General features: G+C 59.3%; 23 protein-coding genes and 5 pseudogenes. 12 read left to right on the top strand and 16 right to left on the bottom strand.

All coding sequences use genetic code 11. The features are described from left to right. Positions 1-134: 134 nt before the first annotated feature. The gene (locus tag IPK17_RS22245; RefSeq protein ID WP_343419888.1) at positions 135-614 is read right to left on the bottom strand and encodes a Sec-independent protein translocase subunit TatA/TatB; all 480 of its coding nucleotides are present in this window, start codon (positions 612-614) and stop codon (positions 135-137) included. Between the two features lie 96 nt (positions 615-710). Between IPK17_RS22245 and IPK17_RS22240 the strand changes: the two genes are divergently transcribed. The 5 genes from IPK17_RS22240 (at position 711) to IPK17_RS22220 (ending at position 3,265) form a co-directional block, all read left to right on the top strand. Then, entirely contained in the window at positions 711-1,130 is a 420-nt protein-coding gene (locus IPK17_RS22240; protein ID WP_343419887.1) for a hypothetical protein, read from the top strand. After that, positions 1,097-1,348: a hypothetical protein gene (locus IPK17_RS22235; protein ID WP_343419886.1), complete on the top strand. Its 252-nt coding sequence runs from the start codon at positions 1,097-1,099 to the stop codon at positions 1,346-1,348. Before IPK17_RS22240 ends, IPK17_RS22235 begins: the two co-directional genes overlap by 34 nt. Before the next feature lie 86 nt (positions 1,349-1,434). Further along, a complete protein-coding gene (locus IPK17_RS22230) occupies positions 1,435-1,764 on the top strand; it encodes a 2Fe-2S iron-sulfur cluster-binding protein (protein WP_343419885.1) in 330 nt (109 codons plus the stop codon). A gap of 124 nt (positions 1,765-1,888) precedes the next feature. Continuing rightward, the gene (locus IPK17_RS22225; protein ID WP_343419884.1) at positions 1,889-2,161 is read left to right on the top strand and encodes a hypothetical protein; all 273 of its coding nucleotides are present in this window, start codon (positions 1,889-1,891) and stop codon (positions 2,159-2,161) included. Positions 2,162-2,167: 6 nt separating this feature from the next. Next, positions 2,168-3,265 (top strand): PDDEXK family nuclease, encoded by a 1,098-nt coding sequence (locus tag IPK17_RS22220; protein ID WP_343419883.1) that lies wholly within the window; start codon positions 2,168-2,170, stop codon positions 3,263-3,265. 36 nt (positions 3,266-3,301) lie between these two features. Here the strand turns inward: IPK17_RS22220 and IPK17_RS22215 are convergent, their stop codons facing one another. From IPK17_RS22215 to IPK17_RS22195, 5 genes and pseudogenes are all read right to left on the bottom strand, one after another. Next, positions 3,302-4,489: a tetratricopeptide repeat protein gene (locus IPK17_RS22215; protein ID WP_343419882.1), complete on the bottom strand. Its 1,188-nt coding sequence runs from the start codon at positions 4,487-4,489 to the stop codon at positions 3,302-3,304. After that, positions 4,462-4,941, bottom strand: a complete 480-nt coding sequence (locus tag IPK17_RS22210; RefSeq protein ID WP_343419881.1) for a hypothetical protein — start codon at positions 4,939-4,941, stop codon at positions 4,462-4,464. Before IPK17_RS22210 ends, IPK17_RS22215 begins: the two co-directional genes overlap by 28 nt. Before the next feature lie 19 nt (positions 4,942-4,960). After that, a complete protein-coding gene (locus IPK17_RS22205; RefSeq protein WP_343419890.1) occupies positions 4,961-6,418 on the bottom strand; it encodes a BREX system ATP-binding domain-containing protein in 1,458 nt (485 codons plus the stop codon). Positions 6,419-6,456: 38 nt separating this feature from the next. Further along, positions 6,457-6,702 (bottom strand): annotated as a pseudogene (locus IPK17_RS22200) (protein kinase domain-containing protein); the annotation flags it as partial. A 142-nt stretch (positions 6,703-6,844) separates the two neighbouring features. Next, positions 6,845-7,849 (bottom strand): NAD-dependent epimerase/dehydratase family protein, encoded by a 1,005-nt coding sequence (locus tag IPK17_RS22195; RefSeq protein ID WP_343419880.1) that lies wholly within the window; start codon positions 7,847-7,849, stop codon positions 6,845-6,847. 295 nt (positions 7,850-8,144) lie between these two features. Between IPK17_RS22195 and IPK17_RS22190 the strand changes: the two genes are divergently transcribed. Next, positions 8,145-8,489, top strand: coding sequence for an STAS domain-containing protein (locus tag IPK17_RS22190; RefSeq protein WP_343419879.1), 345 nt, complete (start codon positions 8,145-8,147; stop codon positions 8,487-8,489). Positions 8,490-8,591: 102 nt separating this feature from the next. Here the strand turns inward: IPK17_RS22190 and IPK17_RS22185 are convergent, their stop codons facing one another. After that, complete coding sequence (locus tag IPK17_RS22185; protein ID WP_343419878.1) at positions 8,592-9,641, bottom strand: hypothetical protein; 1,050 nt, start codon at positions 9,639-9,641, stop codon at positions 8,592-8,594. A gap of 360 nt (positions 9,642-10,001) precedes the next feature. Here IPK17_RS22185 and sdhC point away from each other — a divergent pair, with 360 nt between their 5' ends. The 4 genes and pseudogenes from sdhC to IPK17_RS22160 all read left to right on the top strand — a co-directional run bounded on the left by sdhC (position 10,002) and on the right by IPK17_RS22160 (position 15,520). Next, complete coding sequence (gene sdhC / locus IPK17_RS22180; RefSeq protein ID WP_343419877.1) at positions 10,002-11,060, top strand: succinate dehydrogenase, cytochrome b556 subunit; 1,059 nt, start codon at positions 10,002-10,004, stop codon at positions 11,058-11,060. A 112-nt stretch (positions 11,061-11,172) separates the two neighbouring features. Next, positions 11,173-12,997 (top strand): annotated as a pseudogene (gene sdhA / locus IPK17_RS41115) (succinate dehydrogenase flavoprotein subunit). Between the two features lie 124 nt (positions 12,998-13,121). Then, a pseudogene (locus IPK17_RS22165) lies at positions 13,122-13,899 on the top strand (succinate dehydrogenase iron-sulfur subunit). 286 nt (positions 13,900-14,185) lie between these two features. Next, a complete protein-coding gene (locus tag IPK17_RS22160) occupies positions 14,186-15,520 on the top strand; it encodes an alpha/beta hydrolase (protein ID WP_343419876.1) in 1,335 nt (444 codons plus the stop codon). Between the two features lie 89 nt (positions 15,521-15,609). Here the strand turns inward: IPK17_RS22160 and prfA are convergent, their stop codons facing one another. Continuing rightward, positions 15,610-16,686 carry a peptide chain release factor 1 gene (prfA, locus tag IPK17_RS22155; RefSeq protein WP_343419875.1) on the bottom strand — a complete coding sequence of 359 codons (1,077 nt, stop codon included), beginning with the start codon at positions 16,684-16,686 and terminating at the stop codon, positions 15,610-15,612. 365 nt (positions 16,687-17,051) lie between these two features. Between prfA and IPK17_RS22150 the strand changes: the two genes are divergently transcribed. Then, positions 17,052-17,177, top strand: a complete 126-nt coding sequence (locus IPK17_RS22150; RefSeq protein ID WP_343417347.1) for a hypothetical protein — start codon at positions 17,052-17,054, stop codon at positions 17,175-17,177. Here the strand turns inward: IPK17_RS22150 and IPK17_RS22145 are convergent. The 7 genes and pseudogenes from IPK17_RS22145 to IPK17_RS40695 form a co-directional block, all read right to left on the bottom strand. Further along, positions 17,168-17,347 (bottom strand): annotated as a pseudogene (locus IPK17_RS22145) (IS982 family transposase); the annotation flags it as partial. The gene IPK17_RS22150 and the pseudogene IPK17_RS22145 overlap by 10 nt on opposite strands. Positions 17,348-17,539: 192 nt before the next feature. After that, a complete protein-coding gene (locus IPK17_RS22140; protein WP_343417348.1) occupies positions 17,540-17,941 on the bottom strand; it encodes a hypothetical protein in 402 nt (133 codons plus the stop codon). Further along, positions 17,938-18,309, bottom strand: coding sequence for a hypothetical protein (locus tag IPK17_RS22135; RefSeq protein ID WP_343419874.1), 372 nt, complete (start codon positions 18,307-18,309; stop codon positions 17,938-17,940). The genes IPK17_RS22140 and IPK17_RS22135 overlap by 4 nt, the downstream gene beginning before the upstream one ends. A 43-nt stretch (positions 18,310-18,352) precedes the next feature. Continuing rightward, the gene (locus IPK17_RS22130; RefSeq protein WP_343419873.1) at positions 18,353-18,721 is read right to left on the bottom strand and encodes a hypothetical protein; all 369 of its coding nucleotides are present in this window, start codon (positions 18,719-18,721) and stop codon (positions 18,353-18,355) included. Between the two features lie 94 nt (positions 18,722-18,815). Further along, complete coding sequence (locus IPK17_RS22125) at positions 18,816-20,459, bottom strand: nSTAND1 domain-containing NTPase (RefSeq protein WP_343419872.1); 1,644 nt, start codon at positions 20,457-20,459, stop codon at positions 18,816-18,818. A 7-nt stretch (positions 20,460-20,466) separates the two neighbouring features. Next, a pseudogene (locus IPK17_RS22120) lies at positions 20,467-21,068 on the bottom strand (nSTAND1 domain-containing NTPase); the annotation flags it as partial. A 180-nt stretch (positions 21,069-21,248) separates the two neighbouring features. Further along, positions 21,249-21,557 carry a toll/interleukin-1 receptor domain-containing protein gene (locus tag IPK17_RS40695; protein ID WP_350341654.1) on the bottom strand — a complete coding sequence of 103 codons (309 nt, stop codon included), beginning with the start codon at positions 21,555-21,557 and terminating at the stop codon, positions 21,249-21,251. Between the two features lie 251 nt (positions 21,558-21,808). On the opposite strand from IPK17_RS40695, the gene IPK17_RS22115 reads away from it, so the two are divergent. Further along, the gene (locus tag IPK17_RS22115; protein WP_343419871.1) at positions 21,809-23,641 is read left to right on the top strand and encodes a tetratricopeptide repeat protein; all 1,833 of its coding nucleotides are present in this window, start codon (positions 21,809-21,811) and stop codon (positions 23,639-23,641) included. Between the two features lie 1,609 nt (positions 23,642-25,250). On the opposite strand, the gene IPK17_RS22110 is transcribed toward IPK17_RS22115, so the two are convergent. Further along, positions 25,251-25,388: a hypothetical protein gene (locus IPK17_RS22110; protein WP_343419870.1), complete on the bottom strand. Its 138-nt coding sequence runs from the start codon at positions 25,386-25,388 to the stop codon at positions 25,251-25,253. Between the last annotated feature and the right edge of the window lie 231 nt (positions 25,389-25,619).

Raw genomic sequence — 25,619 nt, 5'->3', positions numbered from 1 at the left:
AACGCGGCCTACAGCGAACCGGGCACGGGGCAGGTCATTCAGCTCGCCGCGGGCTGAGATCCAGCGCCCGTGGGCGTCTGCACAACTTGAGGAACGACAAAACGGACGAGAGGCTTCTCGTCCGTTTTTACTTATCAGTTGAGGAACGGCTTATTGCTGTTCGCTGTCGCCGCTGGACCATGTGCCGAAATCGGCGCTGCTGCCCGTGCCGTTGCCATTCGCTTCGGCGGGTGGCGGCGGGGCGCTGATCGATTTGGGCGCGGGGGGCTTTGATATCCGCGGGCTTGAGCGGCGTGAGCGGCTGGCGCACATCGGCGGCGGTGACCTTGAGCTCTTGCATCGTCTCTTCGAGCGGCTTGGTGAGCGGGGCGGCGGCGCCTGATCTCTTTGGCGATGCTCTGACGCGTGGGGAGTTCCTGCGGAACTTTCATCCACCCCGCCGCATCGAATTCCTTTTGCAACTGCTTGGCGGTTTCGACCCACATTTTGCGGATGACCCCGACGTAGCGCCCTAATTGATACGACCACGCGATCATGCGTTTCGGGCCAGCCACAACTACCATAATCAGCAGGATCGCGAGCAGTTCCCAACCACCAACACCAAGAATGTCCATTGCCTTACACCCTCTCCATCACCCCTTAAGGATACTACAAATTGGCACAGGAACGAGAGCGCGTTACACTTGTTCCAAAAATCACAAGGAGTTGCTATGCTCGCGTTCACCATCATTAAGGGCTTGATCAAACTGCTCCTGACAACCAAAACTAAGCGTTCCGGCGTGACCGGCTACCTCGCGGTGGGCAGTAATGGCTTCGAAGACTATGTCGCGATGGGCAGTGGGCTGCGCCAGCACGGCTACCCCGCGCCGGACAGTGACCTGAACGTGGCCATCGGTGGTGGTGGCTACAGCCAAATCGGGCGACTGGTGGTTGGCGGTCAGGGCGAAGGCGGCGGCAGCACGGCGGAAGACGCCTGCTTGATCAGCAGCGTGGGCTCGGGCGGGGCTTCGGCGTGTTCGGTTGGCTGCTCATCGATTCCGCGTGGCTGCGCGTGTATCCGCTGGTGGGTGTGGGCGGGCGCGGTTCCGGCGTCAGCGTGCGCCCCAAGAACAACACGTCGCGCGGCGTGAGTCTAGGCTCGGGCGGCGCGAACCTCGTCGCGGGCGTTGGCCTCGAAGTCCGCATCCCCTTCAGCCGCTCGTTCCGCCCAATGATCGGCGCGCAGATCGGCTGGCAGTGGCAGCCCGCGGGCGGGTGGCAAGGTGATCTCAGCGTCGAGCCGGAAGAATTGGGCTTGCGTCCGACCTCCGCACCCTACATGCGGGTGCTGATTGGTTTGGGCGGGTAAATCCGCTATCCTGTGACAATCGATATGGGTGGGGACGCGCAATCGCGTGTCCGCTGCTGGCTATTGTTGAGCGCAGACTGGATTCCATGACGCACACGCACGAACTCACCATTCTGATCGACGACGAAACGCGCCGCTTATCCGTGCCTGCGGGCGCGAATTTGCGGCGCGCGCTGCTGGAAGCTGGCATTTCTCCCTATGGCGCGGTCACGCGTTCCGTCAACTGCGGCGGGCGCGGCCTGTGCGCGACCTGCGGCGTGCAGTTCGAGGCGGATGAACCCGAGCCGATCCACTGGCATGACAAACTGGCGAAGGCGGGCGGCTATCCGCGGCTTTCGTGTCAGATCAGCGTGGATCGCCCCATGACGATCCGCATCCTCACCGATAAGCTCGTCTGGGGTAAGCTGCCACGCTGATCACGCCTCCAATTCGGTAATGAGGCTGACTAGAGTTTATTCTTGCTCATTTACGGAACAAGCTTCAAAAGCATATTAATATGTATAGGAGTAAAGCGAAGCCTTTGATGGAGCACTCAACCTCATGGATCGTATTTTCATGTTGCAACCTTATGGCAAAGTTACCAATTTCTTCTATGTTGTGATCACCCCGAAACCGACCGATGCTGCGTTGGTCACTGCCGCTTGGTCATATGCGATCCGTTACACGGCGCGCGGTCTGGATCTGCCTGATCATCAAGCGGCTGTGGCTATGCTCAAACAGCGTCATCCTTCATGGGAAATTATGGAGACAAAAGTGATTCCCACGGCGATTAATCTCGCCGCTGCTGACCAGGATGTGGCGGAGTCAGCCTAAACCTAGATGAAGATCACGTTCACTTTCACAGACTCGCCTGACTTGGCCTCGCTCCCAAAAACTGAGGTTTATACAACCTCACTTGATATCCCTGATGACGCAGTTCATCTGATTGGCTGTCGCGAACGTGTGCTTGCGGTTGGCGAATTGGTAGGGAAGTTCACTCAAGCATCGCTCCACATCACGTGTACGCCGCTCCAATTGAAGAATCATCCGATAAAGCTTGTTCCTCCAACAGAGAATCTTGCGGAACGACTACAGTTCAGTTCAAGAAGCTTCTTTGTCGTGTTCACAAGGGGAGCTCGCCGTTCGCTTAAGCGTCAGCTTAAAATCTTCACTCCAGGTTTCGAAACCATTCCTCGATACATGTTGCAACAGCGCGGAAAGCGCGCACGGGAACGGAATTCTTTATCCCATAACCTCTGGCGCATTGACTCTAGCTGGGCGAAAAGTGACAGTGAGCGTGAGTATCAGACTAACCTCAAGCACTTGATTGATCAGGTGTTGGTACTGCTCAATGCTGAACCAATGCAGCATCCGAATCTTGTATGGACATGTTCCGGGTTTCATCCTTGTTGGGTCGATGACAGAATAATTGATCGCCATAACAAGCAGGTGAAAGAGTACCTAGCCGCAGAACGACGCAAACAGAAGGAAGCTGAAAAACAGGCGGCACGGGCGGAAAAACTGCGTGCTCAGGGCAAAGACCCTATAGCGCAATCAGAACTACCAGCGCATGGTGCGGGGCGACGTCCAGGGGCGCGCCCGGGGATCTTCAAAGGAGTGCAAATGCGTTCCCAATTGGAGATCCGCTTTGCAGCTCAGCTAGAGGAAAAAGGCTATCGCTGGGTGTATGAGTCGGAAGCTTTGGGCGACGGCGGTTATCTGGTCGATTTTCACCTGCCCGATTTGAACGTATGGGTTGAGGTAAAAGGACGCTTTGAAGCCCGCGATCACTATCTGCTCAAGGAAGTTGCGCAGCTTCTCAAAAGTGAACGCCATGAGCGCTTGTTGGTCTATGGACAGAGTCGTGCTTGGGTCGTAAATCCCAGTGGCTTCCGCGAGATTGCCCATGATGAATTCTGGAAGTTGATCAACCGTTAGCGCTCACTACCTTTGATCAAGTAACTGCCACGCTGATCACGCCTCCAATTCGGCGATAAGGTCGGCAATCGCGGTTTCCGGGTCGGCGGCGCGCCCTTTGCTCCACCACTCGGTTTCGCGGCGTACCTCCTGCTTGAGCTGTTGATAGGTCGGGTCGTGCTCGCCTTCCAGCGTGCCGAGCGTCTCGATCACCCCGCCAATCTCTGCCGCGCGGCGGTCGCGCCCCTGCTGATGCAGCACCCGCGCGGTGTTGAGCAGCACATGCGCCATCCGCGGCTTGGTCTTCGTGTCCAGCGCGATCCGCAGCGCTTCCGCCAAAACCAGATAAGCCGCGCGATAGCCGCCAAAGCGCGCGTGAATCAGCCCGAGCGACGCCAGATTAATCGAGCGGATGATACGGTCATCCAGCCGCACAGCGAGCGCGAGACTCTCCTCGTAGGCGGCGCGCGCATTGGCGTGCCGTCCCTGCGCCACGAGCAAATCGCCAAGGCTGTTGAGCGCATAGGCCAGTTCGCGTTCGTCGTTGCGCGCGCGATTGATGCTGATCGCTTCTTCCATGTGGGCGCGGGCGTCGCCGTAGCGCCCGAGCTCTTTGAGGCTCGCGCCGAGGTTGTTGAGCGCCCGCGCCGCGCGGATGCTGTCGCCCAACTGCCGGGCGACGCGCAGCGCCTCGCCGAAGCGCGTCTCCGCTTCTTCGTAGCGTCCACGGCCATAGTGCAGCATGCCGAGGTTGTTGAGGCAGTCGTACATGCCAATCGGATCGCCGATCACGCGCATGATGCCGAGGCTGTCTTCGTAGTAACTGCGCGCGCGGTCGAATTCGCCCAATTGATAGTAGGCGGTCGCGAGGCGGTTGTAGGTCAGCGCGATACCGCGGCGGTTGCCAACTTCGCGGTAGAGATCGAGGCTCTCCTCTTGCAGCTTGATCGCGGGCTGGTATTCGCTCAGGCCGTAGAGCGTGATGCCAAGGTTGCCGAGCACGGCCGCCCGGTCGCCGCGCTCCGTTTGGATCGCCAGTGCCTGCTCGTAGACTTCTTTCGCGCCTTTGAAGTCGCCGCGCAGGACGAGCACGCTGCCGATGTTGCTCAGGCTGGTGGCTTCGTTCGCGATATCGGTCTGCTGCCGCGCGAGATCGAGCGCTTGCTGCGCGTACTGCGTCGCGAGTTCCCATTCGCTTTTGTGGCGCATGATTTCGCTCAGGCCGTTGTAGATGCGCGTGCGCATGGGGCGTCCGCGCCCGTCAGCGCCACCTGATAATGATCCGTCGCTAGGTCAAACTGACCGCGGCGCAGCGCGGCCTCGCCGAGCAGCGCGAATACGCGGGTTCGGTCAAGGTCGAAGTGCAGCGCGAGATGCAGCAGCCGTTCGGCGCGGTCGTATTCCGCCGTCAAGCGGATGAGGTATTCGCCCGCCCGCAGCGCATACGTGAACGCCTTGCCCGGTTCGCCCGCCTGCCGCCAGTGTTCGGTCAGCCGTTCGGCATAGGCCGGATCGTCTTTATAGGTCACTTCGATGCCTTCGGCGATCTGGCGGTTGATCGTTTTGAAGTCGTCCGGCGCGATCTCTTTGAGCAGGAACAGGCGCAGCTTATCGTGCGCGAAGCGCCACGCGCCATCCGCCACCTCGATCACCGCGGCGTTGGCGCAGGCGGTCAGCCACGCTTCGACATCGGTCACGCCGAGCGCGGGCAGCAGCCTAAGGTTGATCTCGCCCGGCCACCGCCGCCTGCCGCAGTGCCGGACGCGCCCACGCGGGCACGCGCAGCATGCGCCGCCGCACCACATCCTGAATGCCGCCTGCGATTACGCTCTTGGGCAGCGTTGCGCGCCCGACTTCACTCATGCCGCCGGATTCGTCGAGGAGCACGCGCACGACTTCCGTGATGAAGAAGGTGTTGCCCTCGGTCTCTTTCTTGATCAGGTCGAGCACAAATTCCTGCTTACCCGCTTCGCCGAGCATCGCCTCGCTCAGCGTCGCGATCTCGGCGTCGCTCAGCTGCGCCAGCTTGACCACGCGCGCCCCGGCGATCTGTTCCGGTAGTTTGGGCGCTTCGTCGTCGCGGTACGAGCCGATGATCAGCCACGACCGTTCGCTGGCGAAGGTCAGCAGTTGTTCCAGCACGTCGAGGCTTTCTTCCGCCCACTGCAAATCTTCGAGCAGGAGCAGCACGGGCTGCGTCTGGCGCAGAATCATGTCGGCGATGGTCAGTACGAGGCGTTGATGCGAAGCCCGGCCATCGAGCGGCGGCGCTTCGGGCGGCGTGCGCCCCAGCAGCGCGCCGATATCGGGCACGATGGCGCGCAGCACGCCCGCTTCCAAGTCACTGAGCGGCGTGCTCAGCACCAGTCGGCGGACAATCTCGCGCCACAGTTCATAGGGCGTGCTCGGTTGGGAAAGCTGCCCGCGCAGCACCAGCGCCCCTTTGACGAGCGCCTGAATGCGCAGTTCTTCCAGCAGGCGCGACTTGCCCACGCCGGATTCGCCGCCGACCAGCCACGCTGATCCCACTCCGCCAAACGCAGTATCGAGCGCCTGACTGAGCAGCGTCATTTCTTCTTCCCGTCCGACGAAGGTCGACGCGCGGATGTAGCTTTCGCGGATTTCGAGGCTTTCCGGCGGCAGCGGCTCGGTGACCGCTTCGACCAGCGCTGCCAGCGCGTGATCCGCCGTTTGGAAGCGGGCTTCCGGTTTTTTGACCAGCAGCCGCGCCAGCACCGCGCCGATCTTTTCGGGGAGCGGCGAGACATCCGGGATGTGGCTGTAAATCTGGCTGATGAGCTGCGCGGCGTTCTTCATGTTATACGGGAACTGACCGACGAACATCTCGTACGCCATCACGCCGACCGAATACAGGTCGGAGAGGATCGACGGAGAAGAATCGGTCAGCAATTCCGGCGCGAGGTAGGCGAGCGTCCCGGTCATGCCGGTGGTATTGTCGTTCGGCATGTTCTTTTCGAGCGCGAGGCCGAAATCCAGCACTTTGACGCGCCCGCTCGGTTCAACCAGTACATTCCCCGGCTTCAGGTCGCGGTGAATGACGCCGCGCCGATGCAGGTAAGCGAGCGCGCGCAGCGTTTCCGCCAGCAGCCGCGCCTGCTCCGACGGCGGGGCGCCGAGCCCGGCGAGGTCAGCGTGCGCGCGTCCGCGGCAGATCCATCGTGAAGTAGGGCGAGCGCTGCGCGTCGGAAGCCGTAATCGATCACGCTGATGATGTTAGGGTGGCGCAGCGAGGCCAGCGTGCGAAATTCATGCGAGAGGGCGACGCGCAGATGATCGAGCGTGTCCTCTTCGGGGGCGTCGGGCAGCGAAACGCGCTTGAGCGCCAGCATCTGCCCCGTCAGCCGGTCTTCCGCGCGGAAGACCGCACCCATCCCCCCTGCGCCCAGGCGCTCGTGAAGTCGATACCGGTTGCCGATGACGGTCGTTTCGGGAATCATGCCTGTGCCGATCGCTGCTCTCACCACCAGCGCCGATCATACCCGATCAGATGAGTCCTGCCTAACCATCGGCATCAAGTCATGCTGAATAACGCATATGAAACTGGCTGTTGAGCAGAAGTCGGCGGCGGAGTGGCGGTCGTCAGTGCCCGCTGATCAGCGTCCCCCGCGCCCAGGCCAGCGTGCGCTCGAACGCTTCCTCCGCGCTGATGATCGGCGCATAGCCGAAATCGCGGGCGGCTTTGTCGTGATTGAACCAGAAATCGCGGCTGGTCGCGGCGACCGTGTAGCGGCTGAGGACGGGGGGCTTGCCCTTGCCGCCCGACAGCTTGTAGGTGAGTTCGCTGCCTTGCGCGAGGATTTGGGCTGCGCCCGCCGGGAGCGTGGTCGTCTGATAAGTGAGGTTGAGCGCGGTGAGGTAGCGCTCGAAGAAATCGAAGAAATTATCCGGCGCGTGGTCGGTGATGAAGTAGCACTGCCCGGCGAGCGGGCTGCCGATGTCTAAGCGTTCGACGGCCAGCACAAACGCATAGGCCGCATTGTCGATATAGACGTGATTGAAGCGCGCGCGCCCGTCGCCGATGCGTGTAAAGCGTCCCGAGCGGTCGACCATGGGAATGACATTCGGGAAGCGGTGCTTGTCGTGTTCGCCATACAGCCCCGCCATGCGCAGCGAACAGGTGGCGAGCTGCTCGCTGTTGGCGGCGATCACTGCCTGTTCGCCGAGCATTTTCGTCTCGCTGTAGTAATCGAGATGCTGCGCCGGATACGGCAGCCTTTCATCGCCAGCGCGGATCGGCGTGCCGTCAAACACCGCGTCAATCGAGCCCGTGTAGATGAGCCGCGGTACGTGGTTCGCCCGGCACGCGTCAATGGTCTGCAGCACGCCGAGCACATTGATGTCATACATGAGCGGTTGACGCGTGGGTAGTTGATTGACATAGGCTACGGTCTGGATCACGGCATCCATGCCCGCGCAGGCGGCCAGCAAATCCTCGACATCACGCACATCGCCACTCAGCGAGGTCACGCCGCTGTCCGGACAGGGCAGCAAATCAAAGCTCGTCACCCGATGACCTGCCTGGTGGAGCAAACGAGCGAGCGCGCGTCCCAACATCCCCGCGCCGCCAATGACCAGTACGTGCATGCCTGTCACTCCCGCTGCCTGAGCGAATCGCCGACCGTGTACTATCGAGTATACGGAGGGAGTCGCGCCTACAGACTTGAGAGTTGCCCTCCAGTTAGGAGGAACCGTCAGGCGCGGGGTCGCGAAAAACCACGTATGCACCGTGGCGTGGCGCTCTGCGATCATTTGGTCGTCGATATAGCTTGTGTATAAATAAAAATTGGTAGATTCTGTTTGAAAATCTTAACTTAAAATTTACGCTTCTTTCGTTTATATTGGTAAACAGACATGAAATCGATTAGATAGTGCAAGCGCCATGATGTTTTCAGTCGGTCTGTACGGAGAAATTCACAAGAATGACGCGCGACGCTGGATGAATTCGCTGCGGCGCTATGCGCAAGGGCAGCCCTCCACGTTCTCCGCGCTCATCGATCTCAGCCATGTTTCGTTCATTGGGACGACCGCGCGCGTCGAATTCGCCGAAGCCTCACAGTTACCTCAGGTCAAAGAACTGCTGTTTGTCGCCAGCGAACCCCACATGCAGCAAGCCGTGCACATGATCGCGGTGCTCGGTAAACCGCACGCCATCCATATATTCAGCAGCGTCGACGATGCGCGTCAATACGTCGAGCAAGCGCATTCGTGCTCCAATGCGTCGTAGCGGGCATACTGCACAGGCGATCACTTCAAAATCGAGAGTCTGTTGACCTCACCCTAACTCGCCCCTCCGTGCGGAGAGGCGAGTTGCAGGTCGTACACCGCGTTACTGGGGGATATACACCGCGTTGGTCGGCACCCAGATCTGCTGGGCGTTACACGCAATCCACACATGCGCGAAGTCGCCGCTGAAGTCGGTGATGTACCACGTCCCCGCCGGGAGCGCCCATGGGAGCTGCGTCGCGAGATCCGGCTGGTAGAACACGGGCGCGCCCGCCGGAATCTGATACACGACCGCGTTGGTCGGCAGCGGGTAAATGCACGCATCGACGGAAGCGGAACCGCTGCCCAGCGTCATGAAGAGGAAGGCAAAACCCTCCCCATAGCAACCACACGGCTCGCCGGGTTCAAGCGTGGAGATCATGATGGTATAGGTCACACCCGCCTGCAAATAGATCTGGCCGTCGTCGTCAAAGTTGGCGAGGCAGTTCGCCAGCGGGTCGACCGGTTCAAAGCCCCCCTGATAGATGCTGAACCAGATGTCGATCGTTTCTTCTTCTTCGTAAAGATCGTAGTAGGTATACACGCCGCTGATCTCCGGCGTAAATTCCTCATAATCGTAGAGATAACCGTCGGGATCATTCGCGATCTGCGTGCAGCCGTTGCCATCATCGTCGGGGCGACCATCCGGCAGGATATCTAACCAACCACCCCCGCCAGCCAGACCGGGATACCCGAAGGCGAACTCATACTCGCCCGAGTCGCCATCGCTGTAGCTGGTGGTCACAAACGTATAGTTCCCCGGTGCGAGCGGCAGCCCTTGATCGGCCTCGTCCAGCACAGCGACGCAGTTGGCCAGCGGATTCAACGGATCAAACCCGCCTTCGGGGTAGATGATGACGACGATGTCGACCCAACTGTAGAAATCGTAGAAACCCCACCCGGCGGCGTCGGCCACATTGACGGTTTGCGTGGTGTAGTAGAACGGGCCAGAGCCCCCGGACAGACCACCGCAGTAGTCCGGGCGATCGACCATGGCGGGACTGGAAATATCGAGCGTGCCGCTGAAAAACACACTGCCATCCGCGAAGGTGGGGACGGCCGTAGCGGCGAAGAGGACGAGCATCAGCGTAACGAGCAGAATGAGTCGTTTCATGTGCTTTCTTCCGGCTATTCACTTTTAGATAAATACAGGTTCGTGCCTAAGTCATTATAGGGTGATTGTGGATGAACCAGACCGGGGGACTCACGAAAAATCCATGAAAAATGTCATGAAAAACCGCGGGGTTCCGGCACCGTCAGGCTCACGGGGAAGTCGCGCTAGCGAAAGCTACGTTCACAACGTTTAGAATTTACTAAATTTAATGAAAATTGAACGGTTTGTTTTTTGCTCTCACTGAGGCAGGTGCTATAATCCCCCGCATATCATGCCGTAGTGCAAGCCGCGTTCGGCGGCATCGCTGGACCACAAGCCGCCACCTCGAAAAATACCACTGTTCATGAGGAGCTATTCACCTTGACCTCGTTAGTCTACACCGTCACGGAGACGCTGCGGTATCGCGGCGGTATCGGTCAGTGGAGTTGGGTACTCCACCGTCTTTCAGGGTTAGGCGTCGTCCTATTCCTGACACTGCACGTCATCGACACGTCGTGGGCGGTCTTCTACCCGGAACTGTATGTCAAAGCCATTGCCGCGTACCAGAGCCCGCTGTTCACCATCGGCGAATTTGGCCTCGTGGCCGCGGTGGTCTACCATGCCTTGAACGGCCTGCGCATCGCCATTTTTGATGCGCGTCCGGTTCTGTGGAAGCATCAGGCGCGCGCCGCATGGTTTGTCCTCGGCGGCACGGTGATCATTCTCATCCCCGTCTTCCTGTTGATGTTCACGCACGTGCTCGAATTCTATTCGTCCGGGCGCGTGGTGCTGCCCATCACCGAAGTGCTGGCGGAACAACTGCCATTCGCGGTCGGCATTGCCGGCGCGGCGATTGTCGCCATCCTCGCTTCCGCGTTGATCGGTCTGGTGTCGGGCAATCAGAAGCCCGGGCGCGTCAGTAAAGGCCCCGGAGCGCCGGTTGAACGCTTCTGGTGGGCGTTCATGCGCTTAAGCGGTTTGATCATCGTCCCGCTCGTCTTCGGTCATCTGGCGATTGCCCACATCATTCAAGGCGTGTTCGACATTACGGTCGCTGGCGCAAGCGTGGCCGGTGTGCCCATCGTCGCCGACGCGGCTAACACGCTCGCCAATGGCATCAACGAATCCGGCACGGCGGTGGAATATGTGGCGGAGCGCTGGGGTTACCTGCTCGGTCCCATCGCCCTGTGGCGCATCTATGATATCGCGCTGCTGGCGCTGGTGACACTGCACGGCTTCAACGGTCTGCGCTACGTGCTGACCGATTACACGCAGAGCAGTGCTTTGTTCCGCCGCGCGGCGGTCATCCTGTGCATCATCGCCGGGGTGGTGCTGCTCACGGTCGGCGGTCTGGCGCTCATCGGCTCGATTGAAATGGATGCTGTCCGCGCCGCGACGCAAGCCGCCGAAAATCTCGGCCTGCTGCATGTAGGCGAATGACCTGTCGAAAGTTGAAAGTTAAAGGTTAAAGGGCACAACGCTGACTTTTAACTTTCGACTTTAACTTTAACTTAAGCGAACGACATTAGGGATCAGAGTTAAAGGTCATTCTATGAAGACACATCAATACGAAGCGCTGATCGTCGGGGCGGGTGGCGCGGGTTTGATGGCTGCCCTGTACGCCACTAAAGGCGGCGCAAAAGTCGCCGTGATCAGCAAGTTGTATCCCACCCGGAGTCACACGGGCACGGCGCAGGGCGGCATTGGCGCGGCGCTCGGTAATCTGGAAGAAGACAGCCCGCTGTGGCACGCCTATGACACGGTCAAAGGCGGCGACTATCTGGCGGATCAGAATGCGGTCAAGGTGTTGACCGAAGAAGCCATCGACGCCGTGATCGAACTGGAACACATGGGCCTGCCCTTCGACCGCACGGACGACGGCAAGATCAGCCAGCGCCGGTTCGGCGGTCACACCAGCAACTTCGGCAAAGCCCCGGTGCGGCGCGCGGCGCATGCCGCCGACCGGACTGGTCACATGATTTTGCAGACGCTGTACCAACAGTGCATCAAGCATAATGTGACGTTCTTCGACGAATTCCACGTGGTCGACTTGATCCGCAACGGCGAAACGGTCGTCGGCGTGATCGCGCTGGAACTCGGCACGGGCGAACTGCACATTTTCCACAGCAAAGCGACGCTGTTCGCGACGGGTGGTTGGGGGCGTGTGGTCGGTGACGAGCAACGCGCACAGCCTGACGGGCGACGGCGCGGCGGTCGTTTATCGCCGCAACGTCCCGCTGCAAGACCTCGAGTTCTATCAGATTCACCCCACCGGCATTTACAAGATGCGCATCCTCATCACCGAAGGCGTGCGCGGTGAAGGCGGCGTGCTAATCAACGGGCGCGGCGAGCGCTTCATGGAAAAGTACGCGCCGAACATCAAAGACCTTGCCAGCCGTGACGTGGTCAGCCGTTCGATCTATCTGGAAATTCGCGACGGCAACGGCATCAAGGGCAAGGACTACGTCTACCTTGACGTGACTCCGGCGACGGTCAACCGCTACCTCGCGGAAGCGGGCGAGACGCGCCGCATCACCGAAGAAGATGTCGAGAAGAAGCTGCCCGACATTCTCGAATTCTGCCGCGTGTATCTCGGCGTCGATCCGGTCAAGGAACCGATGCCGATTCAGCCGACGGCGCACTATGCGATGGGCGGCATTCCGACCAACGTGGACGGTGCCGCGGTCAGCGATGAAAACTGGACGGTCATCCCCGGCTTGTACGCGGCGGGCGAATGTGCCTGCGTGAGCTGCCACGGCGCGAACCGCCTCGGCACGAACTCGCTGGTCGACCTCATCGTGTTCGGTCGGCGCGGCGGCAAGGCGATTGCCGAATACGTCAAGAAGGCGGATTTTGTGCCGCTGCCTGCGTCGCCGGAAAAAGAAGTCACCGCGGAATTCGAACGTATTCGCAGCAGTCAGGGCAAGACCCGCCCCGGCGAACTGCGCCAGATCATGCAGAAAACGATGATGGCCGATGTCGGCGTGTTCCGTGAAGAAAAAGGCATGAAGGCCGCGTTGGAGACACTGCGTGAACTCAAGCACCGCTACAACACCGACATCCACATCGACGACAAGGGACAGAAGTTCAACACTGACCTCGTCGAAGCGTGGGAGCTGGGCTGCCTGCTCGACTTGGCGGAACTGACGACCATCAGCGCGCTGAACCGTACCGAAAGCCGTGGCGGTCACAGCCGTGAGGATTACCCGAAGCGCGACGACGAAAACTGGCTCGTGCATTCCCTGCTGACCAAACCGGCCAGCGAAGAAGTGTATGCCAAGGGCGCGCAGAACCCGATCGTCAACTGCGACAAGAAGGTCGATATGTCGCTGGCGGAGCAGGACGAACGCTTCAAACCCAAGGTCAGAACGTACTAAAGAAGTCAGGACTGAGGACTGAGGTGAAAGGACTGAGTGAAGGGCGCGGTAAGCCGCAGATATTCAGTCCTCAGTCCTCAGTCCTCAGTCCTCAGTCCTCAATCGATGAGAGGTGAACATACTCATGAATGTGACTTTCCGTATCCGGCGGTTTAACCCGGAAGACCCGACCAAGCAGCGCCCGTACTTTCAGGAATTCACCCTGAGCGAAGTCGAGGCGAACGACCGCGTGCTCGAACTGCTCCACCGCATCAAGTGGGAGCAGGATGGTACGCTCACGCTGCGCCGCGCGTGCGCGCACGGCATTTGCGGTTCCGACGCGATGCGCATCAACGGCGTCAACCGGCTGGCCTGTAAGGTGCTGGCGCGCGAATTCATCGACGGCGACAAGCCGGTTAAGATTCAGATTGAGCCGATCCTCGGTCTACCCGTGCTCAAAGACCTTGTGGTCGACATGGAGCCGTTCTTCGACAACTACAAGCGCGTGATGCCATTCTTCATCAACGACACCGCGCTGCCCGCCAACGGCCGCGAACGACTGCAAACGCAGGAAGACCGCGAGAAGTTCGACGACACGACCAAGTGCATTCTGTGCGCGTGCTGCACCACCTCGTGCCCGTCCTACTGGTCGAACGGCGAATACGTCGGCCCTGGCAGCGATTGTGCAGGCGCACCGCTTCATCTTCGACACGCGCGACGAAGGCGCGAAAGAACGCCTCGACGTGCTGTCCCAGCCGAACGGCGTATGGCGCTGCCGCACGATCTACAACTGCACGCCCGCCTGCCCGCGTGATATTCAGGTGACGTGCGCCATCGGCGAAGTCAAGCTGGCGATCCGCAATGGCTCGACCGAAGGCATCATCACCGAAGTGGCGTCGCACAGCCGCGCTGGCAGCGGCTGATTGAGTTGACCCCACCCTGCTTGCTGCGCAAGCCGTCCCTCTCCGGGTGGAGAGGGACATGACGCGCTGTGCCGTTGCCCCTCGCATTCGTGAGAGGGGAGACGTTGCGAGCAATGTTGGCTCCCCTCTCTGAATTCGGGGAGGGGCCGGGGGGGGCGGACTCGGCAGGTCAAAGATTCGTCAAATCCGGGCGAAAAAACACCCATCTTCAAAGACGCACGGCTATAATGGCGGTGCGTTTTTATTTTGGCGTCTTTGCATCTGGCAAAGACTTTCAGGAGGACGTATGAAACGGCTTATCGTGGTGACGCTGGCGCTGCTGCTGTTGGCGCTGCCCTTCGGGGTGTTCGCGCAAGACGCGACCGAAGAACCGGTTGTCACGCAAGCTCAGGTAGTACTCGATCAACTGAACAACGGCGATTTCGCGGGCATATACGAGCAGTTCACCGCGCAGGTACAGGCGGCGCTGACCGTCGAACAGCTCCAGCAGGGGTGGGACAGCGTGGTGCAGCAGGTCGGCGCGTTCCAATCGGTGGCGGCAACCGAATACCTCGCCGATACCAACACCGCTGTGCTGCATCTGCAATTTGAACTCATCATGCTCGATCTACGCGTGACCTATGACGCCGAGGGCAAAATCAGCGGCTTGCAGTTCACCCCCTCGACCTATCAGGCGGCAGAAGTGCCGACCTTTGAACCCCCGCCCTATGCTGATGAGTCAGCGTTTACCGAAACCGAACTGACGATTAACCAAGGCGGCGATTTCCCGCTTTCCGCTACGCTCAGCCTGCCGAACGGCGCTGGCCCCTTCCCGGCGATCATTTTGCTGTCCGGTTCGGGCACAAATGATGAAGATGAGACAGTCGGTCCAAACAAGCCGTTCCTCGACCTCGCATGGGGGCTGGCGACGCAGGGAGTCGCTGTGCTGCGTTTCCCCAAGCGCCCGACTATCTACGCGAATGAGCTTGACCTTGCGAGCTTCACCATCGATCAGGAATACACCGAAGATGCGCTCGCGGCGCTCGAACTGCTGCGGAATACCGAGGGCGTTGACCCGGAGCGGATTTACATCGCGGGACATAGCCTTGGCGGGTATATCCTGCCGCGCATCGCCGCGCAGGCCAGCGACATCGCCGGTTTGATCTACCTAGCTCCGCTGGCGCGGTCGCTTCAGGATGCGATTCGCGATCAATATGCCTATCTGCTCTCGCTCTCTGGAGCGAGTGATGTCGTCACGCTGAGTATCCTCGACAACCTCGCCAACGTGATCAACACGCTGACCGAAGAAGACGCCGACGATCCGACGATGTTGTTCGGCTCGCGTCCGATCTACTACCTCGATTTGCAAGGCTATGATCCGGTCGCGACCGCTGTCGAGCTGGAGATGCCGATGCTCTTCATTCAAGGGGAACGCGATTATCAGGTGACAGTCGAAGACGATCTCGCGCTGTGGCAGGCGGGTTTAGGCGCGCGGGAAGACGTGAGTTTCGAGGCGTTCCCAACGCTGAATCACCTGCTCATGCCCGGCACGGGCGCATCCACGCCCGCCGAATATCAAACGCCCGGTCACGTAGACGGCGGCGTCATCACCACCATCGCCGAGTGGATCGAAGGACAGTAAAAAAGGACTAAGGACTGGGGACTGAGAAAGATCAGCGATAGCAGATCGCGTGCGCTCAGTCCTCGACCCTCAGTCCTCAGTCCTGTGTTCTAGGCGATGCTTTCGCCTGCCGCCAGCTTTTCCGCCTGATCGCGCGTGATCAGCTCGTCGATGAACTCGTCGATGCCGCCTTCCATGACCGCCGGGAGGTTGTAGCTGGTCAGGTTGATGCGGTGATCGGTCACGCGGTTCTGCGGGTAGTTGTACGTGCGGATCTTCTCCGAGCGGTCGCCCGTGCCCACCTGACTCCGACGTTCGTTCTCCTGCGCGCTGCGCTGCCGTTCGACTTCGATTTCGTACAGCCGCGCGATAAGAATGGCCTTGGCCTTCTCTTTGTTCTGCAATTGGCTGCGTTCGTCCTGCACCGCGACGACGATGCCGGTCGGGATGTGCGTGAAGCGCACCGCCGAGTCGGTGGTGTTGACTGACTGGCCGCCCGCGCCGCCGCTGCGATACACGTCCACGCGCACATCGTTCATGTTGAGCGCCACGTCGACTTCGTCCATCTCCGCGAGCACGGCGACGGTCACGGTGCTGGTGTGCACGCGCCCCTGCGATTCGGTTTCGGGCACGCGCTGCACGCGGTGCACGCCGCTCTCAAATTTCAGACGGCTGAACGCGCCCTTGCCGCGGATCTCAAACTTGATTTCCTTGAAACCACCGACGCCCGTATCGCTCTGGTCGATCACGTCGATCTTCCAGTTGCGCGCCGTCGCATAATAGCTGTACATGCGGAACAGATCCGCCGCGAACAGGCCGGATTCATCACCGCCCGCGCCCGCGCGGATTTCCATAATGACGTTCTTCTCATCGCGGGGATCTTTGGGCAGCAGCATGACTTTCAGTTCTTCGTAGAGCTTGTCAGTGCTGGCTTCGAGCTGCGCGACTTCTTCGCCCGCCATCGCCAGCAGATCGGGGTCGGTTTCGTCGGCGACCATGAGGCGCGCGCCTTCCAGCTCATCGATCTGACCTTTGTACAGGCGGAATGCATCGACGATCTCCTGCAAATTGGAGCGTTCTTTGCTGTATTCGGCGATCTTGGTGTAGTCGTTCATCACCTCGGGGTCGCTCAACAGCCGTTCGAGTTCTTCGTACCGTGTCTCGATGTCCGCCAGCTTGTCTAACATGGGTGCGCCTCTAATCCGCGTATTTCTATCACTCTCGATTATAGGGGATGATCGGCAGACTGAGGAGAGGCGAGTCTGCGGGCAGCAGGTTTCAACCTGACTCCTAAATGAGGTTATCCGATGGTGAAGACGGTATCGAGCCAGCGTACTTTTTGACTTCAATGACCTTACCCCAATTTGGCGGACACCGGAAATGTCCGTTAGGCTGAGCGTGAGGTGTGCGATAGGTTACAAGAAAGACACGAATGAGTTCAAACGAGATGTGCTGGGGATGGTAGCGGAAGCCAAGCAGGGCGTCGTCAAGATCGAGCGCGACCTCAAGCTGACACCAGGCTTAATCTATAAGCAGGCAGCAGCGGTACCGGGTGAAGGATGCGGGCCTGCAATTGAGCGAGGAACGGCCAGCGCAAGCGAAACTACGACTGCTCAAGCGCACGTTGGCGGTCGTCAAGCAGAAGCGGGACATTCTGGAAAACGGCAGTTACGGATAAGCATTGGCTTCAAATTGGCAAGCGTCAAGGTGAAGCAAGGGTTTCTCGGGTTGATGGCAATAAGCGATCAGTCCACAGAGTAGATTGTCACAGAAACTGAGCGGGCTGCGATGAAGTGTGTGTTCAAGCTGCGAGATGTTTCTGAGTTGGTCGGTAATGGACCAAATTAGGTTCTCGAAAAAAATCCACGAACGGATGTAGGGGCGCACCTGTGTGCGCGCTCACAACCGGGCAGACACATCGGTCTGCCCTAACACAAGAACATTCGGTAGTTTACTTTGAGCATTGCGGGGAGGAGCAAGCGCCTCCCTTCGATTTCCTCGCTGCCCTATAGAGTCAACTCAAAGAAGGGGAGGCCGTATTTACCCCGCCGCGCCCGTCATGATGCTGCGCACGGTGATCGCGGCGATCAGCGCAAAGCCCCAGATATAGCTGCCCATCGCCGGGCGTTTGGTGGCCGTTTTCTCCACAAAGATGAAGAACGGCAGCGAGAGAATCGCGCCGAGGCCGTAGATCAGGTGCACTTCGTCATGTGGGCGCGCGTTGATGCCAAAATACATGAGCGCGCCCATGCTCGCTTCGACCACAGTCAGCGCGGCGACGGCATACACTGCCCGCCGAAACCACGGCGTCACGTCGCCATGCCGAATTAAGCCGATGTAGATCGCCACAACAAAGCCGATCAAGCCGATGAGGAGCATCCCGCGGCTGACGAAATAATGCGCCTGCCGCAGAAACAGGTAGAGTTCGACGCTGATCATCATGCGGACGTGCCCTCGGCGGCTTTGCGGTGCTTGGGCGTTTTGGCGTCTTCCGGCACATTCACGGTCAGCCAGAAGCCGATGAAAATCAGAATCACGCCGATCATCTCGCCCGCGTATTTGAGTTCAGTCAGGTTGAGGCGGATGAGCGCGCCGCCGAGCGCCGGGAACAGACCGCCCGCGGCGATCAACCAGTTACCATAGGCGCGGTTGGCCATGATGTTCTTACGCCGGAACAGCCACGCCGAATAGATCGCGCCGCCGACGAGCGCCAGCGTCCCCCAGATGTTCATCACCGGGACGAAACCGCGCACGCCGCCCTTTTGCATCACGTCGTTGATGATGGTGACCATATCGATGCCGGACGCCACGCGTCGCCGTTCATCGGCGTGAGGAAGAGCGCCCAGGGCAGCGTCATCGCGCAGATGAGGATGAGCGCCATTTGAATGTTCCGGGCGATGCTGCCGCGCCGCACCAGCAGGTAGACTGTCCCTGACCGAGCCACGGCGCGACGGCCAGCGCGCCCGACCAGTACCACAGCGCGAAAAAGGTGGGGCTCCACACGAATGACAGCACGACCTGCGCGAACGCGCCGATGAAATACAGCGCCAAACCAATCGACCACGCCAGCAAATGCGGACGCTGTTTGCCGTCCGAGCGCGCCGCCCACCAGCGTTTGAACACCACTCCAGCAAAAATGGCGCTGATCACCGCCGTGATCACCGACAAGACGAGCGGAAGTGTGATCCGGCATGAGGTTACTTCCTGTGAATTTCTGAACAAAGATGACGCAGGAGTTTAGCAGATTTTTGTAGATTTTTCAGCGTGACAAAACTACTTACCTTCTTATGTCAATCATCTGCTAGGCAGCTTTGTTTCACGGTACTGACTTTGACGAGCGCATACTCATCAACTCTTTGAAGATAAAGGGATAGAGACCGAAGGGAGCATAACAGGCAAACATTACGCTGACGAACCATAAAAAGATCGATGTAAAGGACGCATGTAGATCGGTTAAGAAGAGAAACCAGAGCAATGCGGTGATGCAATATAGCAGTCCGGCGAGCCGCAGTTTCAGAATGTTCGCGTTACGCTCAGTATCGGGAATAATGCGTCGCGCCAGATAGTAGCTGGTATCCACTGGGGTTTGACCCCGCGCACGCTGGATGACCCCACGCAACAGAGTACGAGCGTCTTTGAGCAGAATCACAACATCATCGATGATGTATCGGTTAAAGGTGAGCAGACTGGCTGGTATCAGTGCAATCTGGAAGATGAGCATCAGTCGAAAAATCTGCGCCAAAACGAACGGCCCGAAGAAGATCATCACCGTGCTGATAGTGATGAAGCAGTAGAAAAAGGCGGCGGCGGTTAATGCCCCGTAGAAGCGTTGGGGTTTAACAATTTGGAGGGCGGGCTGCACCGTTTCGCTTGGCGGATTGTCTAAATGATGCTCTTGCTGTAAGCGAGCAATTTCGCTGCTTAGGGTAGTCAACAGTTTATCGATTAGTGTTAGTTCAGTCTCGACGATCTTTCGCTGCTTTCTGATCCACCACCAGAAAATCAACCACGAGACGCTGGTGATCAAAGTGAGGAGGATAAAAGCAATTAATACATCAATGTCTGTCGGCCAATGCCACGACGGTGCGGTATCAGTCGGATAAGCCAGTAAGAATAGAACGATACCATAGATAAGCCAGAGTGCTCCACCCCACTGCCAGATACGCTGAATGCCATAGCCCCACCACCGATGATATTCTGGCAAGATGCCCGGTTTTCGGCTTTTGAGTAACTTTTGTTTTACCGCCAGTGCCGCGCGTCGTTCTGTACGCTCAAGCTGTTCAGCCTTTAATTCCGTGAGCTTGCTCGCATAGTCGGTTTCCTTCTGCTTATCTCGTGAGGCGTGCAGAAACTCGAGTTCATCGGCTGAAAACGGAATCTGCTCAATGAGCGTTTCTAGTTCCTCCAGCCGCGCACCTAACAGTAAGCGATCAGGAGTTCGCTCACGATACAACCATTCCGCCGTTTCCGACCGCAGCAGCTTGATCAGGGCCGCGTTCTCAGAGGCGCGTTTTGCCCACGCCGCGAGCGTCCTCCATTCGCGAATCAGGGCTTCGTGAGCGACCTCAACCGTCGCTGTATCTCCGCTGCCGTCTTTGACGAGCAAGCGTGCCCGCACGAACGTTTCTGCCACAGCCCGCAGAGCGTTGGTCTCTGTATCCGTGTTTAAACGCAGCTCACTGATTGAGGCGCGGCGGCGGGTAGTCTCTTGCTCCGTCATTCCGGGCTCGATCAATCGCACGAACAGAGTTTCGGCGAGTTTTTGCTCATCGGCGTTGAGCGCGGCATAAGTTGCTTCAGCATGTTTGGTGAGCGCGCCACGCACGCCGCCCAGTGCTGCGTAGGCCGTTCGAGTGATGAGCAAGCCCGAACGATGTTGATATAACTGGTCGAGCGCGAATTGCAGCAGCGGCAGCGCGCCGCTCTCGCCGCGGACGTTGAACACCATTTCATCAACCAAGCCCGGTTCAAAAGTGAGGCGCACATTGGGCAAAAGCGGCAGGTAGGAGGATAACGTCGTATAAGTCCGCTAACGTGAGGGGCAGAATCGGCTTGCCATGGGTTTCGATTAGCGCACCTAGCTCGGCATATTCCAGCGGACGATCGTCAAAGTCGGCGCGTAAGGTGATGATGATGGTCACGACACTATCGGGCTCATGAGCGGCCGCCGTGATCCATCGACAAATAACTGCCGATCTTCGCTGGTTTCTGTTTGTGTGAACAACTCCTCGAATTGGTCGATGTAGATGACCAGTCGGGTGCGAGTCAACTGCTTGGCGAGGCGATGCAGCCCCAACTTGGATGGCATGCGCAAATCCTGATCGATCTCGGACTGGCTCACATGCAGCCTTTTCGCCAGTTCGATACTCAACTCGTCCAGGGGGCGCCGTCCGGGTTTGAGCTGTTCGATATAATCCCAATCGGCGCTGCCGGCGAGAGCGCCAGCTTTGAGGCGGGGAAGCAAACCAGCCATGACTACGCTCGATTTCCCGCTGCCGGATGCGCCAATCACAGCCAGAAAATTTGGTGCTGCCCGCAGCCGATCGATCAACTGATCGATAAGCAGGTTGCGTCCAAAGAAATAGGCGTGATCTGAGCTTCAAACGCACGTAGTCCTTTATATGGGTTAGGGGCACAAAGTCATCGGCGATGACCGGAAGAGCCGGATGATATGAGGTAGCAGATCCGTCCTGAGACAACACTCTCAATCAGGAGTTGCAGGCCTTCAGTGTATTTGCTGCCACGCAGGTCAACAAACTGACGCGAACCATGCCCCAGCGGAATCGAATCTTCCCAACTTTCGCCGTTGACCCAAACAGGAATAATCTCTTTGTCTTTCGCCAGTGCTAATTCGTCGCGTACATGTTGATCGGCGTGAATCCGGTGAAGCGACCAAAATCACGCAGTCAGACTGTTTGATTGCCTCGCGAATAGCCTCTTCCCAGTCGCGGGTTCCCGGCTTTAACCCTTTGGCGTCGATCCACACTTCGAATTTAGCCGCGCTCAAGTCAGCTAGGAGTTGTTTCGCGACCACACTGTCTTGGCGGGAATATGAGATGAAAAGTATGGTGACACCTTCTTCCCTTAGGGGAGGCAGCAGCTTCCAGTATAGAGAAAGTAACGCAAGCCCACCTGACGAGACCAGTACATTTTGTTGGGAAACGGTTGTGACGAATATAACTTATGAGGATATAGAAAATTACATCTCCAAACGGGTGCTGTTATCTGATGATCTCACGGCATGGCAGCATCCGATCTTGTGACGATAGGTTAAATGCGGTAAGTTTCTATCGGTTGATAGGAGTCACTATGCTCGATTTACAACAACGCATAGACGAATTACGCCAGGCTGTGCAAAACTTACCGCCAGATGCCGAAGCGGGAGCCATCACCGATCTGGAACGGCGGGCGCGCGCCCTGCTCTCGGACGCCAAGAACACCCCGCTAGAATCGGCAGCACAGGGGTTATTTGCCGAACTGGCGCGGCTGAGCAGTCCGACCTCACCCGTCGCTGCGACGGTGCGCGGCTTGATTCGGCGCGCCCGCATTCGCATCGAGATCGCGGGGGACGACGATGACGTCGACGAAGCGATTGATATTCTCGCGGAAGCCTTGGGCTTGAACCCGCTGGACGGCGATGTAATCGCCCTGCTGGAAGACGCGGGTCGCCACAGCGCGCAGGCGCAGCAGCGCGTCAATGACCTGTTTGTGCGGCACGGAGTCGTGCGCACGCCGCCACCGCCGCCCGCGCCACCGCCACCGTCCACGTCTACCCCGTCGCGGCCGATCATCCAGACGCAGGAAGAAATGCCGCGCATCCCCACGGGGAATGGCGGGAATACGTCAAGCACAGTCCCGCCGCCGCGCGCGACCGGAACCATGCCGCCCGCCAGCTCGGAACCGCGCCGCCTGTCGTCCGCGCCTTCCGGCGATGTCGACTCGCTGCTCTCCGAGATGACGCAGGCCTACTATGCAGGCGATTATCAGATCGTGGTCGACCTCGCCAACAAAGTCCTGAGCTTTCAGGCAGGCAACCCGACCGCGTCGGAGTATCGCCAGAAGGCCGAGGACAATCTGATTCGCGGTGTCGTGCCGGATCACCGCATCCCGTTTGATGCACGCGTTTCCTATAACCGCGCGAATTCGTTGGTGCGCGCGGGCAACTACGATGAAGCCGAACGCCTGTACCGCGAAGCGCGGGATCTGGCGGAACGCGCAGGCATCCTCTCGTGGAAAGACGCCGAACAGGCGCTGCTGGATATTCAGGATCTCGCGCTCGCCCGCGAAATGATCAACGAGGGCGACCGCCTGATGGCGAACGACCAGTGGAACGAGGCGCTGCGCAAATACGAAGGCGCGCTCCGCGTGGTGGCGAACGATCCCTCGGCGGAAGAACGCATCGACAAAATCCGCCGCATTCAGGGCGATACCGAAGGCGCGAACGCCCAATTGAGCATGCTCGGCGGCTCGCTCAGCGATCAGGTGGCGCAGCTCCAGAACATCATCAACATCGTCGCGCGGCTGCGACAGTTGCTGCCGAACAGCGCGCGCTTGCAGGCGCTCTCGCAGGAGACCAATAACCGCCTCAACGGGCTGAAGAGCCAGATACACGATCAGGCGAATTCCGCGCTCAACCGGGCGTCGTCAGCCTCCACGGTCGAGGAACGGTTGGCGCTCACCAATGAGGCGCTGACACTGCTCGATCTCGGCGCGAAGCTCGACCCGAGCGATCAGACGATGGGCGAGATGCTCTCAACTGCGCGCGCCTCCGCCGCCGATATGCAGCGGGCGCGGCAGGTAGTCGAACGAGCGGCGCAGCATATCGCGCAGAACTACGATAACGAACTGCTGCAAGCGCGCTCCATGCTCAGCAGCCTGATGAATTATGCGCAGGACAGCCGCCATCGCGCGGTCGTCATGATCTGCTCACGCGCTATATTGAACGCGCCGTCGCCGCCGTGGAAGATGGCGACATCGAAGAGGCGCAGGCGCTGCTGCAAACCATGCGCGATGAGCCGTTCAACATCCTGGGGCGGCGCTCGGAAGTCAACCGCATCGAGTCGCAGATCCGCGCGCTGCGCCAGCGCCATCAACCGCGCTTGGCGGGCATCGGCGGCGTGGCGATCATCAATATTCTGCTGATGGCGTGGTTCACGCGCCCGACGTGGAAGCGGTCTTCTTCCCCTCGCCGACGCCGACCGCGACCGCCGTTCACGCCGTCCAGCACGCCCACCGCCTCGCCGACGCCGACCGCGAGCGATACGCCCACGTCAACCTTCACACCGTCCAGCACGCCGACGGCCAGTGACACGCCGACCTCCACCTACACGGCGACGGCCACCTTCCACCGCCACCGATACGCCCTCGGTCACGCCGACGCCGCGCTACATCTGCCGTGGTTTGCCGCAGAACACCAACCTGCGCACCAGCCGGACTTAGCCGCGAATCCGTTCGCGCAGATCCCGGCCTCCACCGTGATCAGCATCCTCGGTCAGGAACGCGATGCGGGGGCAATCTGTGGTTCGGGGTCAGATGTGGATGCAGGGCACGCTGGTGCAGAATGCTGTACATCCCCTGCGGAACGCGTCATGCAATTACAGGGCGAGACCTGTCCGGCGTTCCCGTAGGGGAAGTGGCTAGGTTTACAGTTCACAGCCGACAGTTAGTGCGGTCGGCTGTGAACTGTTTTTATTTGGGAGTTAACTCACCCTCAATCCCTCTCCTCTAGGAGAGGGGCGGGGGTGAGGTTGATTGTGTGCCTCGTTCCTACGAAACCTGTTCTTCAAAGCTCTTGCTGCTGGACTCAAATTCATCACGAATCACTTTGCCATCACGGAAAATGCAGAATGGTGATTCCGGTCGCGCTGATGGGTTTGCCCGTGCCCCCGTGGGTGCCGCTCATCGTTCAGCGGTAGGCGACTGTCGCCTTCGCGATCGCGTCGCCGAGGGTGGCCTTTAAGGTCGGGGACACTTTGACGATACGCCAGAATCGCTTGTTTCAAGTCCGCCAGAGTCGATCTCCGAGGCGATAATCCGGAGAGCAGACTTCGTCAAAGATCGCAACATCGCCGTTCCATGCATCGACAAAGGAACCGTTTAGCCACCCGTTTGAGTTCTTCCACAGATGCCAGGTTGTCGATCCGTTTCGGCGCCCCAAAAAGGACGCTCAAAACAATATTTTACATCCGAATTTCTGACTCCAGGCTCACTTTTCCGTGAGTGCTCCAGTTAATGGTGCCCTGAGTGCCGTATCCGGCAAAACAGTCGAATCTGAGGTAGGGGCCACGACTGTGCGCCCTTTACGCGCCTACGACGCTGCGCCTACGCTCAGCCTACCTACGGCTTTGGTCCCATGGAATTAAGTTTGTCGTTTAATGCCGGGCACAACGAATCGACAGCTGTGCCGTCGATGTGGGGGAGTATGAACCTCGTTGCTGCATAAATGACACCCGCCTTCGCGCAGGAAAGCGAACCGCAGACCGTCACGGTGGCCGATTTCAGCTTTGCTCGACCCCAGGTCTGCGGCGAACGCGAATACTCAGCATCCCGGCGACCTTCGGAGTTTGGCCCCGGCTTCGCGGACGCGCCGCATCGTTCGCTTCGATTTCTACACAGAGTTGGGGCTGCCGGACACCGCCTTTGCTGACAGCATCGCCGGGTGCGCCTGTATAACGTTGCCGAACTCGCGGATCTATCCGTGGTGGCGATGCAGGCGGACGCGCATGCGGCGCTGATCGCCGAGCGCCCGACCTCAGCCGGTGGGGATCGGCGCGACGAAACGGGCGTGTGTTTCGACGTGCTGCCCATCCCGACCCTGCCGTACGGGCAGATTTTGCGGCGCGGCTGCACCGGCGTCGAGCGCAGACGTGAGCGGCCTTGCTTGCATCACGTAAAAGCAGCAATGCGTCGCCGGAACCGTTCCTCGCGAACATGTTCACCTACACCTTCCAGGGGGTGAGCGCGGACGGAGTGGTACATCCTTGGGAGCTTCCCGATCACCGCGCCGATGTTCCCGACCGAACCGGAACCCGTTGAGCCGATGTGTTCTATGGGCAGTGGCCGCAGTACGTTACGGAGACCATCGCCGTGCGTTGGAACAGGCCGCGCCGAGCGACTTCGC

The sequence above is a fragment of the Candidatus Flexifilum breve genome, from assembly GCF_016713355.1.
Note: the sequence above shows the minus strand (reverse complement) of the source record. Positions and strands in the feature narration are given on the sequence as shown.